Raw genomic sequence first — 16040 nt, forward strand, 5'->3', positions numbered from 1 at the left:
ATATTCGTAGCGAACGCAACGATCCAGCGTCAGGGAGCACCCGTGATCGATACGATCGACATCTCCGCAGCGGACCCGCGGGAACGCGGTCGCCAGTACGGCGAAGCGGCTCGCGACCGGATTGCCGCCTCGGTGGCCTTCTACGCCGAGTCCGTGGCCCGCAAGACGGGGCTGTCCTGGCCCGAGGTGCAGGACCGGGCCGGTGCCTGGGTGCCGATCATCGAGGGCTACCTACCGGGCATCGTGCCCGAGTTGCGCGGTATCGCGGACGGTTCCGGCCGCACCTTCGAGGAGATCGTCGCCCTCAACAGCCGCGGCGAGCTCACCCGGGGCAACCCGTTCGAACCCGAGGACGAGGGCTGCACGTCGTTCGCGATCCTGCCCGCGGCCAACCCGCTCGGGCACGTGTGGGCCGGGCAGAACTGGGACCTGTGGGCCGGAGTCGCCGACACGATCGTCGCCGTACGGATCGCGCAGCCCGGCAAGCCCACGATCATCTGTCATGTCGAGGCCGGCCAGGTCGGCCGGCACGGGGCGAACTCGGCCGGCATCGCGCTGAACGCCAACGGCCTCGGCGCCGGCTTCGGCACCGGACTCGGCGTTCCCGGCGCCTTCGTACGACGCAAAGTCTTGGAGAGCTGGGACTTCCACGAGGCACTGAAGGCGGTCTTCGACGCCCGCCAGACCTTGTCCAGCAATCTGCTGCTCACCCATCGGGACGGTTTCGCCATCGACGTCGAGACCACCCCGGGACGGAACGCCTGGATGTACCCGACCGACGGGTTGCTGGTGCACGGCAACCACTTCCAGACCTTCGTTCCACCCCAGATCGAGGACAGCTACACGCCGTTCTCGGTGGATTCGCTCTACCGGGTGCCCCGCGTCGAGGAGGGCCTCAACCGGCTCCGCCGCGACGGCATCACCGAAGAAGCAAGCGCCACCATCGTGCAGACCACGATGAGCGACCACTTCGGTCACCCCGACGCCGTCTGCCAGCACGTCGATCCGCGCCGGCACGAGCTCGACCGCTACGCCACCATCGTGTCCAGCCTGGTCGATCTGACCGCCGGCACGTATCGCCTCACCCCGGGCCTGCCATGCAGCAACAGCTACCAGTTGGCGCCCTGGAATCTGTACGACGGTCCCGGTCCGGACGACCGTCCCGACGTCCCCGGTCCGGCGCATGCACTCGCCGGTACCCGATGACCCAGCTTCAGCCTGAGGAGCAAGTGCCATGTTCTACTCCGCCACGAAGGCACGGCGTACTGTCGCCGTCCTAGCCCTGACCGTCGCCGCAGCCGCCCTGACCGGCTGCGGCGGCTCCTCGGCCTCGCCCGCCACCGGCGCGGCGCCGAACGCCGACCGCGCCGCGGCCGCCGAAGGCGTCAGCCCGGACGTCAACCTGGAGCAGTGCGGGAAACCGACCCGCACCGTCAAGCACGACCTCGGCAGCACCACGATCACCGGCAACCCGACCAAGGTGGTGGCGCTGGAGTACTCCTTCGTCGACGCCCTGGTCGCGGTCGGGATGTCGCCGATCGGTGTCGCCGACGACGATCAGCCGAAGAGGATCATCCCGGCCCTGCGCGACAAGGTCGGCGATTACAAGTCGGTCGGCCTGCGGGCGACGCCGAACATCCAGGTGATCACCGCGCTCAAGCCGGACCTGATCGTGGCCGACAGCGGCCGGCACAAGGCGATCTACGCCCAGCTGTCCAAGATCGCGCCGACCATCGCCTACGCCAGCCTCAACGGCAACTACCAGCAGGTGCTGGACAGTGAGATGTCGACCGCCATCGCACTGAACAAGTGCGACGAGATGAAGACCCGGCTGGCCGAGCACGCCAAGACGATGGCCGAGCTGAAGGCCGCGGCACCCGCGGGCGAGAGCCGCAAGGCGCTCTTCGTGCGCGCCTCGGACAAGGGCTTCACCGGGTTCCCGCCGAAGGCCTACACACCGGGTGTCCTGGCCGTCATCGGGATCCAGTCGCCGCTGCCGGACGACTCCGGGGAGGCGTCGGTCTCGCTCACGCTGGAGACGCTGGTCGCCACCAAGCCGGACGTCATGTTCATCGCCCCCAACGACGGACCCACGCTGCGGGACACCTGGGCGAAGAGCCCGCTGTGGAAGGAACTCCCGGCGGTGAAGAACAACGCGACCTTCGACGTCAACCCGAACGAGTGGTCCCGGTCCCGCGGTCTGATCGCCTCCGAGGTGGTCGCCAAGGAAGCCGTCAAGCTCCTGTACGGGAAGTGACATGGCCATGTCCGTGAGCACCGCACCCAAACCGGCCGAGGACGCCGTCCACAAGCGACCGAGGATCGTGACCAGCAAGCAGCGGGTCACCTGGGTGACGCTGGCGCTCCTGGCGGTGGTCGTGGCGGGTGTGGTGTGGGGCCTGTCGATCGGGAGCCAGCACATCTCGCTGGCGCGGTTGCCCGGGGCGATCTTCGGGGGTGACCAGCCCGATCAATTGATCATCCAGTCGATCCGGCTGCCGCGGGTGGTGCTGGCGCTCTGCGTCGGCGCCGCCCTGGCGGTCGCCGGTGCCCTGATGCAGGCGGTCGCCGCGAACCCGCTCGCGGCACCGGAGATCATGGGTGTCAACGCCGGCGCGGTGTTCGTCGTCGTACTCGGGATCACTGTGGTGCCGTCGCTGTCGGGTGCGCCGACGATTCTGCTGGCGTTCGGCGGTGCGGCCGCGGCGGGTGTGTCGGTGATGCTGCTGGCCGGTTCGGGCCGCGGTCGGGTCAGTCCGATCCGGCTCGCGTTGGCCGGTGTGACGGCGAGCAGTCTGTTGATCTCGCTGACGCAGGTGCTGATCATCTTCGACGAGAACTCCGCCGACAGTGTGTTGTTCTGGCTGGTCGGCGGCGTCAACTTCGCGGGCTGGAGCGACATCCGCAACCTGCTGCCGTGGTTGGTGGCGGGATTGCTCGGTGCGTTCGCGATGGCCCGGCCGCTGAATCTGCTTGCCCTCGGCGACGACATGGCTCGCGGCTTGGGCCAGAACGTGGAGCGGACGCGGCTCTTCGGTTCGGTGCTGGTGATCGTGCTCTGCGGCTCGGCGGTGTCGGTGGCCGGTCCGGTCGCGTTCATCGGGCTGATCGTGCCGCACATCATGCGCCGCCTGGTCGGTTCCAGCTACGCGGTGCTGCTGCCGCTGTGTGCGGTGGGCGGCGGTGTCCTGGTGCTGTACGCCGACATCTCGTCCCGGTACGTCAAGCCGCCGTTCGAGGTGCCCGCCGGTGTGGTCACCGCACTGATCGGTGCACCGATCTTCGTCTACCTGGCTCGTCGACAGAAGGTGACTTCATGACCAGTACGGCGATTGTCGCGCAAGGTGTGCGGCGGACTTCGTTGGCGCAGCGGCATCCGGCGGTCCTGATGGGATCGCTCGGAGTGCTGGCGGTGGTGCTGAGTTTCTACAGTCTCAGCGTCGGCGCGACGGACGTGTCGATGGGCGATGTGTTCAACGCGGTGATCGGCAACACCAGCGATCAGGCGGCGCAGATCGTCATGCAGTTCCAGCTGCCGCGGGTCCTGCTGGCGTGGCTGGTCGGGATCGCGCTGGCGGTGTCCGGCGCGGTGATGCAGGGTGTGATCCGCAACCCGCTCGCCGCACCTGACGTGGTCGGGGTGACCAAGGGTGCCGGGTTCGCAGGCATGCTGTTGCTGCTCGCGATCCCCGGTATGCCGGTGGTGGCCGTCGTACCGGCGGCCTTCATCGGCGGTCTCGCGGCCGCCGGCCTGGTGTACATGCTGGCCTATCGACGCGGTTCCACGCCGGTGCGGATCGCGCTCGTCGGGATCGCGGTCAGCGCGGCCTTCGAGGCGGGTATCCGGTTCCTGCTGGTGCGCAACCCGCTCGATGTGAGTGCGGCGCTGATCTGGTTGACCGGCAGCCTGTTCGGCCGGTCGATGAAGTCGGTGCTCGAGATCCTGCCCTGGGTACTCGTCCTGGTGCCGCTGATCGTGATCTGGAGCCGCAAACTCGACGTACTCGGGCTCGGCGACGATCTCGCCGCCGGACTCGGTGAGTCGGTCGAGCGGACCCGGCGGACGCTGCTCCTGTTCGCGGTCGCACTGGCCGCCGCCGCGGTCGCGGTGTCCGGCACGATCGGCTTCGTCGGGTTGATCGCGCCGCACATGGCCCGCCGCGTGTTCGGCGGCAAGCACATCGCATCGATCCCGGCCGCCGCACTGTTCGGCGTGCTGCTGATGATCTTCGCCGACATGTTCGGCCGTGGTCTCGCCCCACCGCTCGAGATCCCCGCCGGCCTGGTGACAGCGGTCGTCGGCGGCCCGTACTTCCTCTACCTGCTCGTGAAGACCGGAAAGTAGGAGAACCGCCATGCGTCTGCAGGCACAGGGCGTCCAGCTCGCCTATGACCAGCGTGTCATCGCCAAGGACCTGACCCTGACCATCCCGGACGGGAAGGTCAGCGTGCTGATCGGTCCCAACGGCTCGGGCAAGAGCACCGCGCTGCGGGCATTGGCCCGGTTGCTGCCCCCGCAGAAGGGAAGTGTGATCCTGGACGGGAAGTCGATCCAGGAGACACCGACGAAGGAGGTGGCCCGGCTGCTCGCGATCCTGCCGCAGGTCCTGGTCACCCCCGAGTCGATCTCGGTCGAGGACCTGGTCTGGTTCGGCCGCCATCCGCACCGCGCGTCCCTCAAGGTGCCCAGCCCGGCCGACAAGGAGGCCGTCGAGTGGGCGATGGACGTGACCAGTACGGCGGAACTGCGCCATCAGCACGTGGATCAGCTGTCCGGCGGTCAACGGCAGCGGGTGTGGATCGCGTTGTGCCTGGCCCAGGGCACGGACCTGATCCTGCTCGACGAACCGACGACGTACCTGGATGTCGCCTATCAACTCGAGGTGCTCGACCTGCTGCACCAGCTCAACCAGGAACAGGGCAAGACGGTCGCGATGGTGTTGCACGACTTCAACATGGCCGCGGAGTACGCCGATCACGTGTTCGTGATGAAAGACGGCAGCCTGGTCACCCAGGGACCGCCGGAGGACGTGTTCACCTGCGACATCATCCGCGACGTGTTCGGGGTGGAGTCGAAGGTCGTCCCACACCCGGTCAGTGGCAAGCCGATGTGTATCCCACTCAGAGCAGGGCTCCGGACCCAGCTCTCAGTGGCAACCGGATAGGAGTAATGCATGACGTTGAGCCCCGCGGAAGTCGCCGAGCGGTCGGAGCGGGTCGCGCCGAAGTTGCGTGAGCATTTGCCGCCGACGCCGTTCGTGCGGTTCGGTGCGTTCAGTGACGAGCTCGGGGCGGAGGTGCTGGTGAAGTGCGAGCACCTCCAGCGCACCGGCTCGTTCAAGGCGCGTGGGTCGATGGCGAAGATCCTGACGCTGACCGACGAGCAGCGGGAACGCGGTGTGGTCACGGCCTCGACCGGCAATCACGGTCTCGGGGTCGGGAACGCGCTGGCGACACTCGGTGGTCGCGGTCTGGTGTACCTGCCGGAGAACGCGTCGCCGAGCAAGGTGGCCGCGCTGCGCCGGCTCGGGCTCGATCTCCATGCCGAGGGCAACGATTCCGGCGTACTAGAACCCAAGGCGCGGGCGTACGCCGCCGAACACGACCTCACCTATGTGCCGCCGTACAACGACCCGGACATCATCGCCGGGCAGGGCACGGTCGCGGTGGAGGTCCTCGAGCAGTTGGCCGGCTCGAGGTTGGACGCGGTGGTCGTCGCGGTCGGTGGCGGCGGGCTGGTCAGCGGGGTCGCGGCGGTGCTCAAGAAGCACCTGCCGGGGATTCGGGTGTACGGCGCCTCGCCGGTGCGCGACGATGCGATGGCTGCGTCGGTGCGGGCCGGGGAGATCGTCCAGATCGACGCGCAGGAGACGTTGTCGGACGGTACGGCGGGCAGCGTCGAGCCCGGAAGCATCACGTTCGACCTGTGTCGTGAGCTGGTCGACGACTGGGTGCTGGTCAGTGAGGACGCGATCAGCGCCGCGTTGCGGACGGTGATCGACACCGAACACCAGTTGATCGAAGGGTCCGCCGCGATGGCGTTCGCTGCCGTGCGCGAACGTCGTACCGAACTCGAAGGACAGCGGGTCGCCGTCGTGTCGTGCGGCGGCAACATCTCCGCGAGCACGTTGGTGGCCGCACTGGCCTGACCGCCGCGCCGAAGCACCCGAGGCAACCACCTCGGGTGCTTTGGCATGCCTTCATTCCGGGGCCTCAGCCCTCTGTTGACACCCTCGCAACAACGTAACTATCGTTTCGTGCAGCATATGTTTCATCTGAGAAGAGGAAGTGGCTGATGGACGCGGCAACGTGGGGGTTGATCATCGCGACGTTCGTCGCGTGTTTCGTGGAGATGGTGGAAGCCACCACGATCGTGATGGCGATGGGGTACACCCGGAGCTGGCGGTCGGCGCTGGCCGGCACCTTCGCGGCGCTCGGCGCGCTCGCGGTGGTCACCCTGGCGGCCGGGTACGCACTGGCGAACTGGCTGCCGGAGTCGGCGCTGCAACTCGCGATCGGCACGCTGCTGCTGATCTTCGGCCTGCAGTGGTTGCGCAAGGCAATCCTCAGATCGTCCGGCCGCAAGGCGATCCACGACGAGGATGCGATCTATCGAGAAGAGGTCGCGGCGGCCAAGGCGGCCGGTGAGAGCAGGAAGGGCCTGGACCTGTTCGCCTTCATGGTCGCCTTCAAGGGTGTCTTCCTCGAAGGCATGGAGGTCGTCTTCATCGTGCTGACCTTCGGCCTGAATGCGGGCAACATCCCGGCTGCCAGCCTCGGCGCGATCGCCGCCGTGGTGATCGTGCTCGGTGTCGCGGTCGCACTGCGCCGCCCGCTGTCGATGATCAACGAGAACCTGCTCAAGTACGGCGTGGGCCTGCTGCTCGCGTCCTTCGGAACGTACTGGGCGGTCGAGGGTCTCGGCATCTTCCGGGGCGACCGGGAGAGTCTCGACTGGCCCGGTCACGACCTGATGATCCTGGTCCTGCTGGCTGCCTGGCTCCTGCTCAGCCGGATCTTCGTCGCCGTACTGCGGACACCGGCGGCACCGACGCCGGTCGCTGCTGCTGACATCGCCGTGGAGGTGAAGAAGTGAAGTTTCTCAAGGCCTTCGGGCAGTTCTGGTACGACTTCATCATCGGAGACGACTGGAAGATCGCTGTCGCCGTCGTGCTCGCCCTCGTGGTCACGCTGGTAGCGATGGCTACAGGACTCCTTGGTGACGCCGGCCTGACCGTGCTGGGCGGAGTCGCGGTCATGGTCGCGTTCGCCGTCAGCCTGGCCATCGACGTACGACCGAAACGGCGCTGACTCTCCTTACCTGCTTGACCTCCGGCCCCGCCCGCGTGTGCGGGGCCGGATTTTTTGTCGTGATTGTAGTGCTCATGACGTCTTCTCAAGATCTCGTAGCGTCTGCTACAGTGCTGACCGAGGCGCCCGTTTCCGTCCTTTTGCATCGGAGGTCCCGAAGTGTCTGATTCATCGGTACTGCGCGATACCGCCGAGGCGGTGCTCGGGCTGCTTCCCGCGGAAGTGCAGTACGGCGACGTGCGCGTCGTACGGCGGACGCACGAGCAGGTGCTGGTCGAGCTCGAAGGTCCCGGCGAGGTCGGGTACGACGACTCGACCGGGCTCGGTCTCCGGGTGGTGATCGGTGGCCAATGGGGTTTCGCCGCCACCCACCGGCTTGATCGGCACGGGCTCGACGCGGTCGTCGCCCAGGCGGTCGGCCAGGCTCGTGCGGCCGGCGGTGGTGGCCGGGTGTCACTCGGGTCGCCGGTGACGACCCGGGACACGTGGTGCTCGCCGATGCACGTGGACCCGTTCACGGTGCCGCTGTCCAGCAAGCTCGACCTGCTCGCCGCGACGGTGAAGGAGGCCGCGACCGCCGGTCCGCTGGTCCAGCAGATCGAGGCGTCGATGGACTTCTACCGCGACCACAAGGTGTTTGCGAACACCGAGGGCGCGTTGATCGAGCAGACCCTGACCGAGAGCGGCGGCGGCCTGATGGTCAACGCCAGTGACGGCGACGATCTGCAGCGACGATCGTTCCCACAAGGCGTACCGCGGCAGATCCGCGGCCAGCGCGGCGACTTCGCCACCGCCGGCTACGAGCACGTGATCTCCCTCGGCCTGGACCGCGAGGCGGCCCGGATCGCCTCCGAGGCGGTCGCCTTGCTGTCCGCGCCGCAGTGCCCGGACGAGATCACCACGCTCATTGCCGGGAGCAACCAACTCGCGATGGTCCTGCACGAGTGCGCCGGTCACCCGATGGAGGCCGACCGCGCGCTCGGCACCGAAGTGAGCCTGGCCGGCGGCACCTACGCCACTCCCGAACGCCGCGGCACCTTCCGGTGGGGTTCACCGATCGTGTCGGCGTACGCCGATGCCACTATTCCCGGCGCACTCGGTTCCTTCGGGTACGACGACGAAGGCGTGCCGGCGCAGCGGACCCAGCTGGTGAAGGACGGCATCTTCCTCGGTTACATGTCCGGTCGCGAGTCGGCCGGTGCTCTGGGCGGGGAGTCGACCGGGCAAGCACGAGCCGATGGGTGGCAGCGGTTGCCGCTGGTGCGGATGACGAACATCTGCCTGGAACCGGGGGAGTCGTCGCTGGACGAGATGATCGCCGGCACCAAGCGCGGCATCCTGGTCGACACCAATCGCGGCTTCTCGATCGACGACCAGCGGATGAACTTCCGGTTCGGTACCGAGGTCGGCTGGGAGATCCGCGACGGGAAGGTCGGCCGGCTGCTGAAGAACTGCACGTACCAGAGCGTCACGCCACAGTTCTGGGCCAGCCTCGACGCGTTGGGTGGACCGGACGAGTGGAAGGTGCACGGCGTTCCGTCCTGCAACAAGGGCGAACCGCTGCAGGTCGCACACGTCGGTCACGGCACAGTCCCCGGTCGCTTCCAGAATGTGCAGGTGGGTCGATGAGCATCGAACAGAACCAGGTCGAGCAGGCGCTGGAGATCCTCGGCGAGGGCACCCGGCTCGACGTCCTCGGCGAGCACGCGGACCTGCTCCGCTTCGCCGAGTCCCAAGTCACCGCCCAACACAGCGAACGCCGCCTCCGAGTCCGAGTCCGCACCACCCGCAACGGCCGCTCCGCCGCAGGTTCTCTCGAGACGCTGGCCCCGGCGGCGGTCGAGGTTCTCGCCGACCGGCTCGACGCGGCCCTTGCCGACCTGCCCCCGGGGCCTGAGGCAACTACTCCCGTCGCGGCACCCGTAGATCACTCCGCGGAAACACCGCATGTCCCCGCAGCCACCTCTGTTCTCCAGGCTGACCCCGAAGACAGGCACCGCTGGTTCTTAACCGTGCGAGACGGGCTTGACTCGTCGACGACGCTTGGTGGGGCGATCCGGTATGACGTGCTCGATCGGGTGGTGGCTGACTCGGAGGGGTTGTTCCGGGCGGAGACGTTGACCAAGGCGGCCATTCAGGCGATTGCCAAGAAGGGCGACAACTCGGTCAGCGTTCGGTACATGCACCGCGACGCGGACCGGATCCCGGTGGACGAGATCCCGGCGAAGTTGCGTACGGCGCTGACCCCGCTGCCGACCCGTGAAGCCCATCATGGCCCGTGCCGCGTGCTGCTGAAACCACAGGCCGTCATCACACTGATGGCGACGTACGGACACTTCGTTCTCGGTGCGACCGGATACGCGACCGGCCGCTCGGCGGTCGCCGGCCGGCTGGGGGAGCGGGTGGTGAGCGATCTGATCAACCTGGTCGACGACGGTGCCGACGCGGACGGCCTGCCCAGCGGCTTCGATGCCGAGGGCAACGTACGACGCCGCACCAGGCTAATCGATCACGGCGTACTGACCGGTGTCGTCTCCGACCGTCGTCGCGCGGCCGTCACCGGCGGCGTCCCCACCGGTCACGCTGTACCCGACGGCTGGCGATTCGGTGGCGACCCAAGTCCGTCGAACCTGCTGCTCGCTCCCGGCGAGGCGACTGACGAGAAGATGCTCGCCGACTGCGGCAGCGGACTCGTCGTCAACCGGCTGGACTACCTGCGCTCGCTCCATCCGAAGCAGACCCTGGTCACCGGCACGACCCGTGACGGCACGTACTGGGCGGAAGACGGCGAACTCGTCGCCTGGCACCCGCAGGTGCGTTTCACCTTCCGGATGGACGACGTACTCAACGCGGTCCTTGCCGTTGGCAACACCCGCGAGTGCGGCGACACCACGTTCATGGACAGCGTCGTCGTACCGTCCCTGCTGATCGACGCCGGTCCGCTCGTCTTCCCCTGATCCAGCAGTGCCCTGCGTGAGGCGTGCTCATAAGTCCGCGGGGCACTGCTGCACCACTTCGTTCGGAGACCGCATGCCCTCGGTTGCGCCCTTGCTCAACGGCTTCCACCCCACCGAGCTGCGCAACCTGGCCAACCCACCGTCGACCGACTTCGGGACGCCACGGTGGGCGAAGGCGGCGATGGACGGCCTCGACTTTCGCGAGGTCAGTGAGGGAGACCTGTGTCCGGTGCACGACCGGACGATTCGGCGCGACGCCGGCGGTAGCTTCGACTACAGCGGACCTGCCGTGCCGTTGGAGTTTCGGGTCCCGTGAGCGAAGGAGTTGCCGTGGACACCATGCCCGAGCGGACCCCGAGCATGCTCGAGGATCCGCCGCAGGTCGACCTGACCGCGGCGGCCCGGTTACTGCAAGTGGAGTACGGCGTCGACGCCGAAGTCTCCGACCTGCGCAGTGAGCGGGACCGCAACTTCCTCGCTCTCGCCGAGGACGGCCGGCGCCTGGTGATCAAGGTGTCGAACTCGGGCGACGACCCGGACCAGCTCGCGATGGAAAACGCCGCGATGCATCACGTCGAGCTGGTCGACCCAGACCTCCCGATCCCGCGCGTACTGACCAGCCTCGACGGTCGTTCCGTGGTGACGGTCGGGGCCGCCGACGGCCGAACGCATCGGGTTCGCGTGATGACGGTCATGCCTGGCGACGTGGCCGACCTGACCGCACTGCCGGGGTGGTTCGCGGCCGACTTCGGGTCGGTGAGTGCGCGGTTGACGCGCGCCTTGCAGGGGTTCGGGCATCCGGCGGCGTACCGGCGGCTCGACTGGGATCCGCGGATCGTGACCACCTTGCGTCCGTACGCCGACAGCCTGCCGGACGAGCGTCGTCGCGCCCCGATGCATCGGCTGCTCGAACGCTTCGAAGGCCTCGACGCGGCGACGCGTGAACTGCCCGGATTCGTGCTGCACGGTGACGTGACGTTGAGCAACGTGCTGCTGAAGGACGGCGGCATCACCGGGGTGATCGACTTCGGCGACATGCACCACACGGCCCGCGTCGCCGAGCTGGCGATCAGCCTGACGTCGCTGCTGCGTGAGTCCGACGATGTCTGGGGCGACGCCGGCCGGTTCCTCGACGGGTACCAGCGAGTGCTGCCGCTCGAGCCCGCCGAGGTTGCGCTGATCGGTGAGCTCGTCCTGGCCCGATCCGCCGCGAGTGTGCTGATCTCGGCCTGGCGCGCGCCGCTCTACCCGGACAACGAGGAGTACCTGACCAGCCTGGTCGCCGGCAGTTGGCGCATCCTCGACCTTCTCGCCGACATGTCGACATTCGACCTCGCCGACCGCTTCCACCACCTCTGCGGCACCTCGCGCGTCACCTCAACGCAGAAGGCTGATCCGACCTTGCTGGTACGACGGCAGTCCGCGCTCGGAGGTGAGCTGTCGCCACTGTTCTACCGATCCCCGTTGCAGGTCGTACGAGGCGAAGGACCCTGGATCCACACTGCGGACGGTCGTCGCTATCTCGATGCCTACAACAACGTTCCGGTCGTCGGGCACGCGCATCCGGCCGTTGTCCAGGCGATCTCGCGACAGGCCGCCGTACTCAATTTGAACTCGCGCTACCTGCACCCGAACGTGGTCGAGTTGGCCGAGCGGCTGACGGCGTCGATGCCGGACGGGCTGGACACGTGCGTGTTCGCCAACTCCGGGAGTGAGGCCAACGATCTGGCGTGGCGGATGGCCCGCGTGGTCACCGGCCGGGGTGGTGCGGTGGTTGCCGACCTCGCCTATCACGGGGTGAGCGAGGCGACCGCGGCGTTCTCGACCAACACGTATCCGGCGGCGGCGCGACCTCCACATGTCGCCGTCTTCGAGGTGCCTCGGGGTGCCGATGGCAACGGTACTGCGGCGGTGCAGCGAGCGCGGGCGGAGTTGCAGCGGGCCGGGCATGATCTGGCGCTGCTCGCGGTCGACAGTGTGTTCAGCAGCGCGGGGATCCTGACACCGACCGACTCGTTCGTGCGTGGGTTGCAGGATGAGGCGCGGGCGGCCGGTGGGTTGTTCCTGGCGGACGAGGTGCAGGCCGGGTTCGGGCGGGGTGGGCGGAACCTGTGGCGGTTCCAGGACTTCGGGCTGACGCCGGACTTCGTCACGCTCGGCAAGCCGATGGGCAACGGGCATCCGGTCGCGGCGCTGATCACGCGACGGGAGATCGCGGAGGCGTTCGTCGAGGTGGACGAGTACTTCAGCACCTTCGGCGGCAACCCGGTCTCGTGCGTCGCCGCGCTCACCGTGCTGGACGTGATCGAGCAAATGAGCCTGGTCGAGCGGTCCGGTCAGGTCGGTGCCGAGTTGCGTGCTGGTTTGGAAGCCCTGGTGCCGGAGGTTCGCGGACAGGGGTTGATGGTCGGAGTCGAGATGCCCGACGCGGCAGACTTCGCCGAGCGGTTGCGGGAGTACGGCGTACTCGTCGGAACGACCGGGCCCGGTGGGGGAGTGCTGAAGATCCGGCCGCCGCTGATCTGGGAGACGGCCGAAGTCGAGCAGTTCTTAATCGCGTTCCAAGAAGCGATGCGTTAGCTACTGTTGGCGCGTGCGCGAACTGGTTGTGCTGGGCACCGGAAGCCAGGTTCCGTCGCGCGAGCGCACGCAGAACGGCTACTTCCTGCGCTGGGACAACGAGGGATTCCTGTTCGATCCGGGCGAGGGAACGCAGCGTCAGATGCTGTACGCCGGAGTCGCGGCCGGCGCGATCACCCGGCTCTGCGTCACCCACTTCCACGGCGACCACTGCCTCGGCGTACCGGGAATCGTGCAGCGGCTGTCGCTGGACGACGTACCGCACCCGGTCCGGGCGCACTATCCGGCGTCGGGACAGACGTACTTCACCCGGCTGCGGTACGCCGCTTCGTTCTATGAGCGAGCCGAGTTGCTCGAGGAACCGGTCGACGAAGACGGCCTGCTGTCGGTCGGATCGTTCGGGCAACTCTGGGCCCGGCGCCTCGAGCACCCGATCGAGTCCTTCGGCTACCAGTTGATCGAGCCGGACGGCCGGCGGATGCTTCCGGACCAGCTCGCTGCGCATGGTGTGGTGGGCCCTGCGATCGGGAGGTTGCAACAGGCCGGCTCGATCGAGGTCGACGGGCGCACGGTCACGATCGAGCAGGTCAGCGAGCCGCGACCCGGGCAACGGTTCGCGTTCGTGATGGACACTCGCCTGTGCGACAACGTCCTCCAACTCGCCGACCGCGCCGACCTGCTCGTGATCGAGTCCACCTACCTGTCCACCGAATCAACGCTGGCCCGCCGCTTCGGTCACCTCACCGCCCGCCAGGCCGCCCGGGTGGCCCAGGAATGCGGGGTCCGCAAACTGGTCCTCACCCACTTCTCCCAGCGCTACCTGGACCCGCAGGCCTTCCACAACGAAGCCGCCGAGGAGTTCACCGGCGAGATCGTCGTCGCCGCCGACCTGACCCGCACCCGCGTCCCGCCCCGCCACTAGCGCCGCACGGTGCAGTTCGACAGGAGGTGTCCGGCGATCGAGCCGGATTCCTGGTGGGCTCAGGCGGGGAGTGGCTGGCAGTGGGCGTATACGTCCTGTCGATCTGCAGTTCTAGCGCAACGTGCGGAAGAACTCGCGGACGTCGGTGATCAGCAGGTCGGGGACTTCGAGGGCGGCGAAGTGGCCGCCGTGGTCGACGTCGGTCCAGCGGGTGATGTTGTTGTCCTGCTCGGAGTAGCGGCGGATCGCGACGTCGTGGGCGAGCACCAGCGCAGCCGTCGGCACGCCCGAGTTCTCCAACGACGCGCCCCATTGGGACGCCTGCGCGTAGCCGACGTACGCGGCCGATCCCGCCGTACCGGTGAGCCAGTAGATCATCACGTTGGTGAGCAGCCGGTCCCGGCCGATGATCTCCTCGGGCAGGGTCTCCATCGGGTACGTCCAGGCGCGGAACTTGTCCATGATCCAGGCGAGCTGCCCGACCGGCGAGTCCGTCAGCCCGTACGCGAGGGCCTGCGGCCGGGTCGACTGGATGGCGATGTAGCCGAACTCCTTCTGCATGAACTCCGCGATCCGGCGCATCCGGTCCTGCTCGACCGGGGTGAGGCTCTTGAGCTCCTCGTCGCTCACCGGGAACGTCGGCAGGTTGGGCCCGCCGTTGGTGTGGACGCCGACGACCTTGTCCTTCGCCGCGCGCGCCACCTCAGGTGAGACAGCCCCGCCGATGTCACCGCCCTGGACGCCGTACCGGTCGTAACCGAGCTGTTCCATCAGCACGGCCCAGGCCTGCCCGATTCGCGCCCGCGTCCAGCCGGCTTCGCTGACCGGTCCGGAGAAGCCGAATCCGGGCAGTGAGGGGATGACGAGATGGAACGCGTCCGCGGCCTCGCCGCCGTGCGCGACCGGGTCGGTCAGCGGGCCGATCAGGTCGAGGAACTCCACGATCGAGCCCGGCCAGCCGTGCGTCAGGACCAGGGGGAGTGCGTCGGGCTCGGGCGACTTCACGTGCAGGAAGTGGATCTGCTGGCCGTAGATCTCGGTGGTGAACTGCGGGTACTGGTTGAGCTCCGCCTCCGCCTTGCGCCAGTCGTACTGGTCGCGCCAGTAGTCGACCAGGTCGCTCAGCCAGGAGACGGGGACGCCGGTGTCCCAGTCGTCGCCGGGGAGCGGGGCCGGGAGCCGGGTGTTCGCCAACCGGCTCGCCAGGTCGTCGAGCGTGCTCTGCGGGATGTCGATGCTGAATGGCTTGATCATGGTTCCACTGTTTCACCCGGTTAGGACAGCTTCTGTCCTAGCTGACTGGCAAACTTGGGGCATGCTCGAAACGTCTGCTCGGCTGCTCAAGTTGCTCTCCTTGCTGCAGTTGCCCCGGGAATGGAGTGGGGCTGCGCTCGCCTCCGAGCTCGGGGTCGGGGTGCGGACAGTTCGCCGCGATGTCGACAAGTTGCGTAACCTCGGCTACCCGGTGGACGCCGTACCAGGGGTGGCCGGGTACCGCCTCGGCGCGGGTACGGCGCTGCCGCCGTTGCTCCTGGACGACGAGGAGGCGGTCGCGGTCGCGATCGGATTGCGAGCCGCCGCGACCGGGAGTGTGGCGGGGATCGAAGAGTCGTCGATCCGGGCGCTGACCAAGCTCGAACAGGTCCTGCCGTCCCGGATCCGGCATCGGATCACGTTGCTCCAGGCAGTCGATGTCACGCCGTCCGGCGCCGCCGCAGTGCAGCCGGATGTCCTGCTGGCGGTCGCCGCAGCCTCTCGCGATCGGCAGCGATTGCGGTTCGACTACCGCAGTCACGACGGTACGACGACCATCCGTACGACGGAGCCGCATCGCCTGGTGCACACCGGACGGCGTTGGTACCTGGTCGCGTGGGACGTCGACCGCGCGGACTGGCGTACCTTCCGCCTCGATCGTCTCGAGCCACGCATCCCGACCGGGCCGCGCTTCACGCCCCGCGAGGTCCCCGACCTGGACACCACGGCCCGCGGCGTCGCCTCCGGCGGCTACCACTACCAGGCCCGGTTCCTCATCCACGCCCCCGCTGATCAGCTGACCGACCGCCTGGCCCCCAGCGTCGCAACAGTGACTCCGCTGACCGCCGAGACAACCCAGGTCGACACCGGCGCCAACTCCCTCGACGAACTGCTGCTCTACATGGCCATCCTCGGCCACCGCTTCGAGGTCCTCTCACCTCCCGAGCTGGTGGCCCAGGTGAGCGTCCTCGCCGCACGCCTGACCGCAGCGATCCCGAAGAGCGGGTAGCGTGCCG

General features: G+C 68.0%; 15 protein-coding genes. 14 read left to right on the forward strand and 1 reads right to left on the reverse strand.

Features of this window, described 5'->3' with window-relative positions:
- Positions 1–42: 42 nt before the first annotated feature.
- The 13 genes from V9K99_RS18925 to V9K99_RS18985 all read left to right on the forward strand — a co-directional run bounded on the left by V9K99_RS18925 (position 43) and on the right by V9K99_RS18985 (position 13770).
- Entirely contained in the window at positions 43–1206 is a 1164-nt protein-coding gene (locus tag V9K99_RS18925) for a C45 family peptidase (protein ID WP_337009177.1), read from the forward strand.
- Positions 1207–1234: 28 nt separating this feature from the next.
- Positions 1235–2257, forward strand: a complete 1023-nt coding sequence (locus V9K99_RS18930; RefSeq protein ID WP_337009179.1) for an ABC transporter substrate-binding protein — start codon at positions 1235–1237, stop codon at positions 2255–2257.
- 1 nt (position 2258) lies between these two features.
- On the forward strand, positions 2259–3320 hold the full coding sequence (locus tag V9K99_RS18935) for a FecCD family ABC transporter permease (RefSeq protein WP_337322862.1): 1062 nt from the start codon (positions 2259–2261) through the stop codon (positions 3318–3320).
- Positions 3317–4345 (forward strand): FecCD family ABC transporter permease, encoded by a 1029-nt coding sequence (locus tag V9K99_RS18940; RefSeq protein ID WP_337009184.1) that lies wholly within the window; start codon positions 3317–3319, stop codon positions 4343–4345. Before V9K99_RS18935 ends, V9K99_RS18940 begins: the two co-directional genes overlap by 4 nt.
- 10 nt (positions 4346–4355) lie before the next feature.
- Positions 4356–5165: an ABC transporter ATP-binding protein gene (locus V9K99_RS18945; protein WP_337009186.1), complete on the forward strand. Its 810-nt coding sequence runs from the start codon at positions 4356–4358 to the stop codon at positions 5163–5165.
- A 9-nt stretch (positions 5166–5174) separates the two neighbouring features.
- Positions 5175–6149 carry a threonine/serine dehydratase gene (locus V9K99_RS18950; RefSeq protein ID WP_337009188.1) on the forward strand — a complete coding sequence of 325 codons (975 nt, stop codon included), beginning with the start codon at positions 5175–5177 and terminating at the stop codon, positions 6147–6149.
- A 146-nt stretch (positions 6150–6295) separates the two neighbouring features.
- On the forward strand, positions 6296–7096 hold the full coding sequence (locus tag V9K99_RS18955) for a COG4280 domain-containing protein (RefSeq protein WP_337009190.1): 801 nt from the start codon (positions 6296–6298) through the stop codon (positions 7094–7096).
- The gene (locus V9K99_RS18960; protein WP_337009192.1) at positions 7093–7311 is read left to right on the forward strand and encodes a hypothetical protein; all 219 of its coding nucleotides are present in this window, start codon (positions 7093–7095) and stop codon (positions 7309–7311) included. The genes V9K99_RS18955 and V9K99_RS18960 overlap by 4 nt, the downstream gene beginning before the upstream one ends.
- Positions 7312–7470: 159 nt before the next feature.
- On the forward strand, positions 7471–8940 hold the full coding sequence (locus V9K99_RS18965) for a TldD/PmbA family protein (protein WP_337009194.1): 1470 nt from the start codon (positions 7471–7473) through the stop codon (positions 8938–8940).
- Entirely contained in the window at positions 8937–10268 is a 1332-nt protein-coding gene (locus tag V9K99_RS18970; protein ID WP_337009196.1) for a TldD/PmbA family protein, read from the forward strand. The genes V9K99_RS18965 and V9K99_RS18970 overlap by 4 nt, the downstream gene beginning before the upstream one ends.
- Positions 10269–10341: 73 nt before the next feature.
- The gene (locus V9K99_RS18975; RefSeq protein WP_337009197.1) at positions 10342–10584 is read left to right on the forward strand and encodes a hypothetical protein; all 243 of its coding nucleotides are present in this window, start codon (positions 10342–10344) and stop codon (positions 10582–10584) included.
- 23 nt (positions 10585–10607) lie between these two features.
- Positions 10608–12848, forward strand: coding sequence for an aminotransferase class III-fold pyridoxal phosphate-dependent enzyme (locus V9K99_RS18980; protein WP_337009328.1), 2241 nt, complete (start codon positions 10608–10610; stop codon positions 12846–12848).
- Between the two features lie 13 nt (positions 12849–12861).
- Positions 12862–13770 (forward strand): ribonuclease Z, encoded by a 909-nt coding sequence (locus V9K99_RS18985; RefSeq protein WP_337009199.1) that lies wholly within the window; start codon positions 12862–12864, stop codon positions 13768–13770.
- Between the two features lie 111 nt (positions 13771–13881).
- On the opposite strand, the gene V9K99_RS18990 is transcribed toward V9K99_RS18985, so the two are convergent.
- A complete protein-coding gene (locus V9K99_RS18990; protein WP_337009201.1) occupies positions 13882–15024 on the reverse strand; it encodes an epoxide hydrolase family protein in 1143 nt (380 codons plus the stop codon).
- A 61-nt stretch (positions 15025–15085) separates the two neighbouring features.
- On the opposite strand from V9K99_RS18990, the gene V9K99_RS18995 reads away from it, so the two are divergent.
- Positions 15086–16033 carry a helix-turn-helix transcriptional regulator gene (locus V9K99_RS18995; protein WP_337009203.1) on the forward strand — a complete coding sequence of 316 codons (948 nt, stop codon included), beginning with the start codon at positions 15086–15088 and terminating at the stop codon, positions 16031–16033.
- Positions 16034–16040 lie beyond the last annotated feature (7 nt).

Origin of the sequence: Kribbella sp. CCNWLW201 (assembly GCF_037203805.1) — a bacterium.
Taxonomy (GTDB): Bacteria; Actinomycetota; Actinomycetes; order Propionibacteriales; family Kribbellaceae; genus Kribbella.

Bases quoted from the DNA above. Each gene is read 5' to 3' on its own strand.
- V9K99_RS18930 (WP_337009179.1), top strand. From the start codon at position 1,235: ATGTTCTACTCCGCCACGAAGGCACGGCGTACTGTCGCCGTCCTAGCC.
- V9K99_RS18935 (WP_337322862.1), top strand. From the start codon at position 2,259: ATGGCCATGTCCGTGAGCACCGCACCCAAACCGGCCGAGGACGCCGTC.
- V9K99_RS18940 (WP_337009184.1), top strand. From the start codon at position 3,317: ATGACCAGTACGGCGATTGTCGCGCAAGGTGTGCGGCGGACTTCGTTG.
- V9K99_RS18945 (WP_337009186.1), top strand. From the start codon at position 4,356: ATGCGTCTGCAGGCACAGGGCGTCCAGCTCGCCTATGACCAGCGTGTC.
- V9K99_RS18950 (WP_337009188.1), top strand. From the start codon at position 5,175: ATGACGTTGAGCCCCGCGGAAGTCGCCGAGCGGTCGGAGCGGGTCGCG.
- V9K99_RS18955 (WP_337009190.1), top strand. From the start codon at position 6,296: ATGGACGCGGCAACGTGGGGGTTGATCATCGCGACGTTCGTCGCGTGT.
- V9K99_RS18970 (WP_337009196.1), top strand. From the start codon at position 8,937: ATGAGCATCGAACAGAACCAGGTCGAGCAGGCGCTGGAGATCCTCGGC.
- V9K99_RS18975 (WP_337009197.1), top strand. From the start codon at position 10,342: ATGCCCTCGGTTGCGCCCTTGCTCAACGGCTTCCACCCCACCGAGCTG.
- V9K99_RS18980 (WP_337009328.1), top strand. From the start codon at position 10,608: ATGCCCGAGCGGACCCCGAGCATGCTCGAGGATCCGCCGCAGGTCGAC.
- V9K99_RS18990 (WP_337009201.1), bottom strand. From the start codon at position 15,024: ATGATCAAGCCATTCAGCATCGACATCCCGCAGAGCACGCTCGACGAC.
- V9K99_RS18995 (WP_337009203.1), top strand. From the start codon at position 15,086: ATGCTCGAAACGTCTGCTCGGCTGCTCAAGTTGCTCTCCTTGCTGCAG.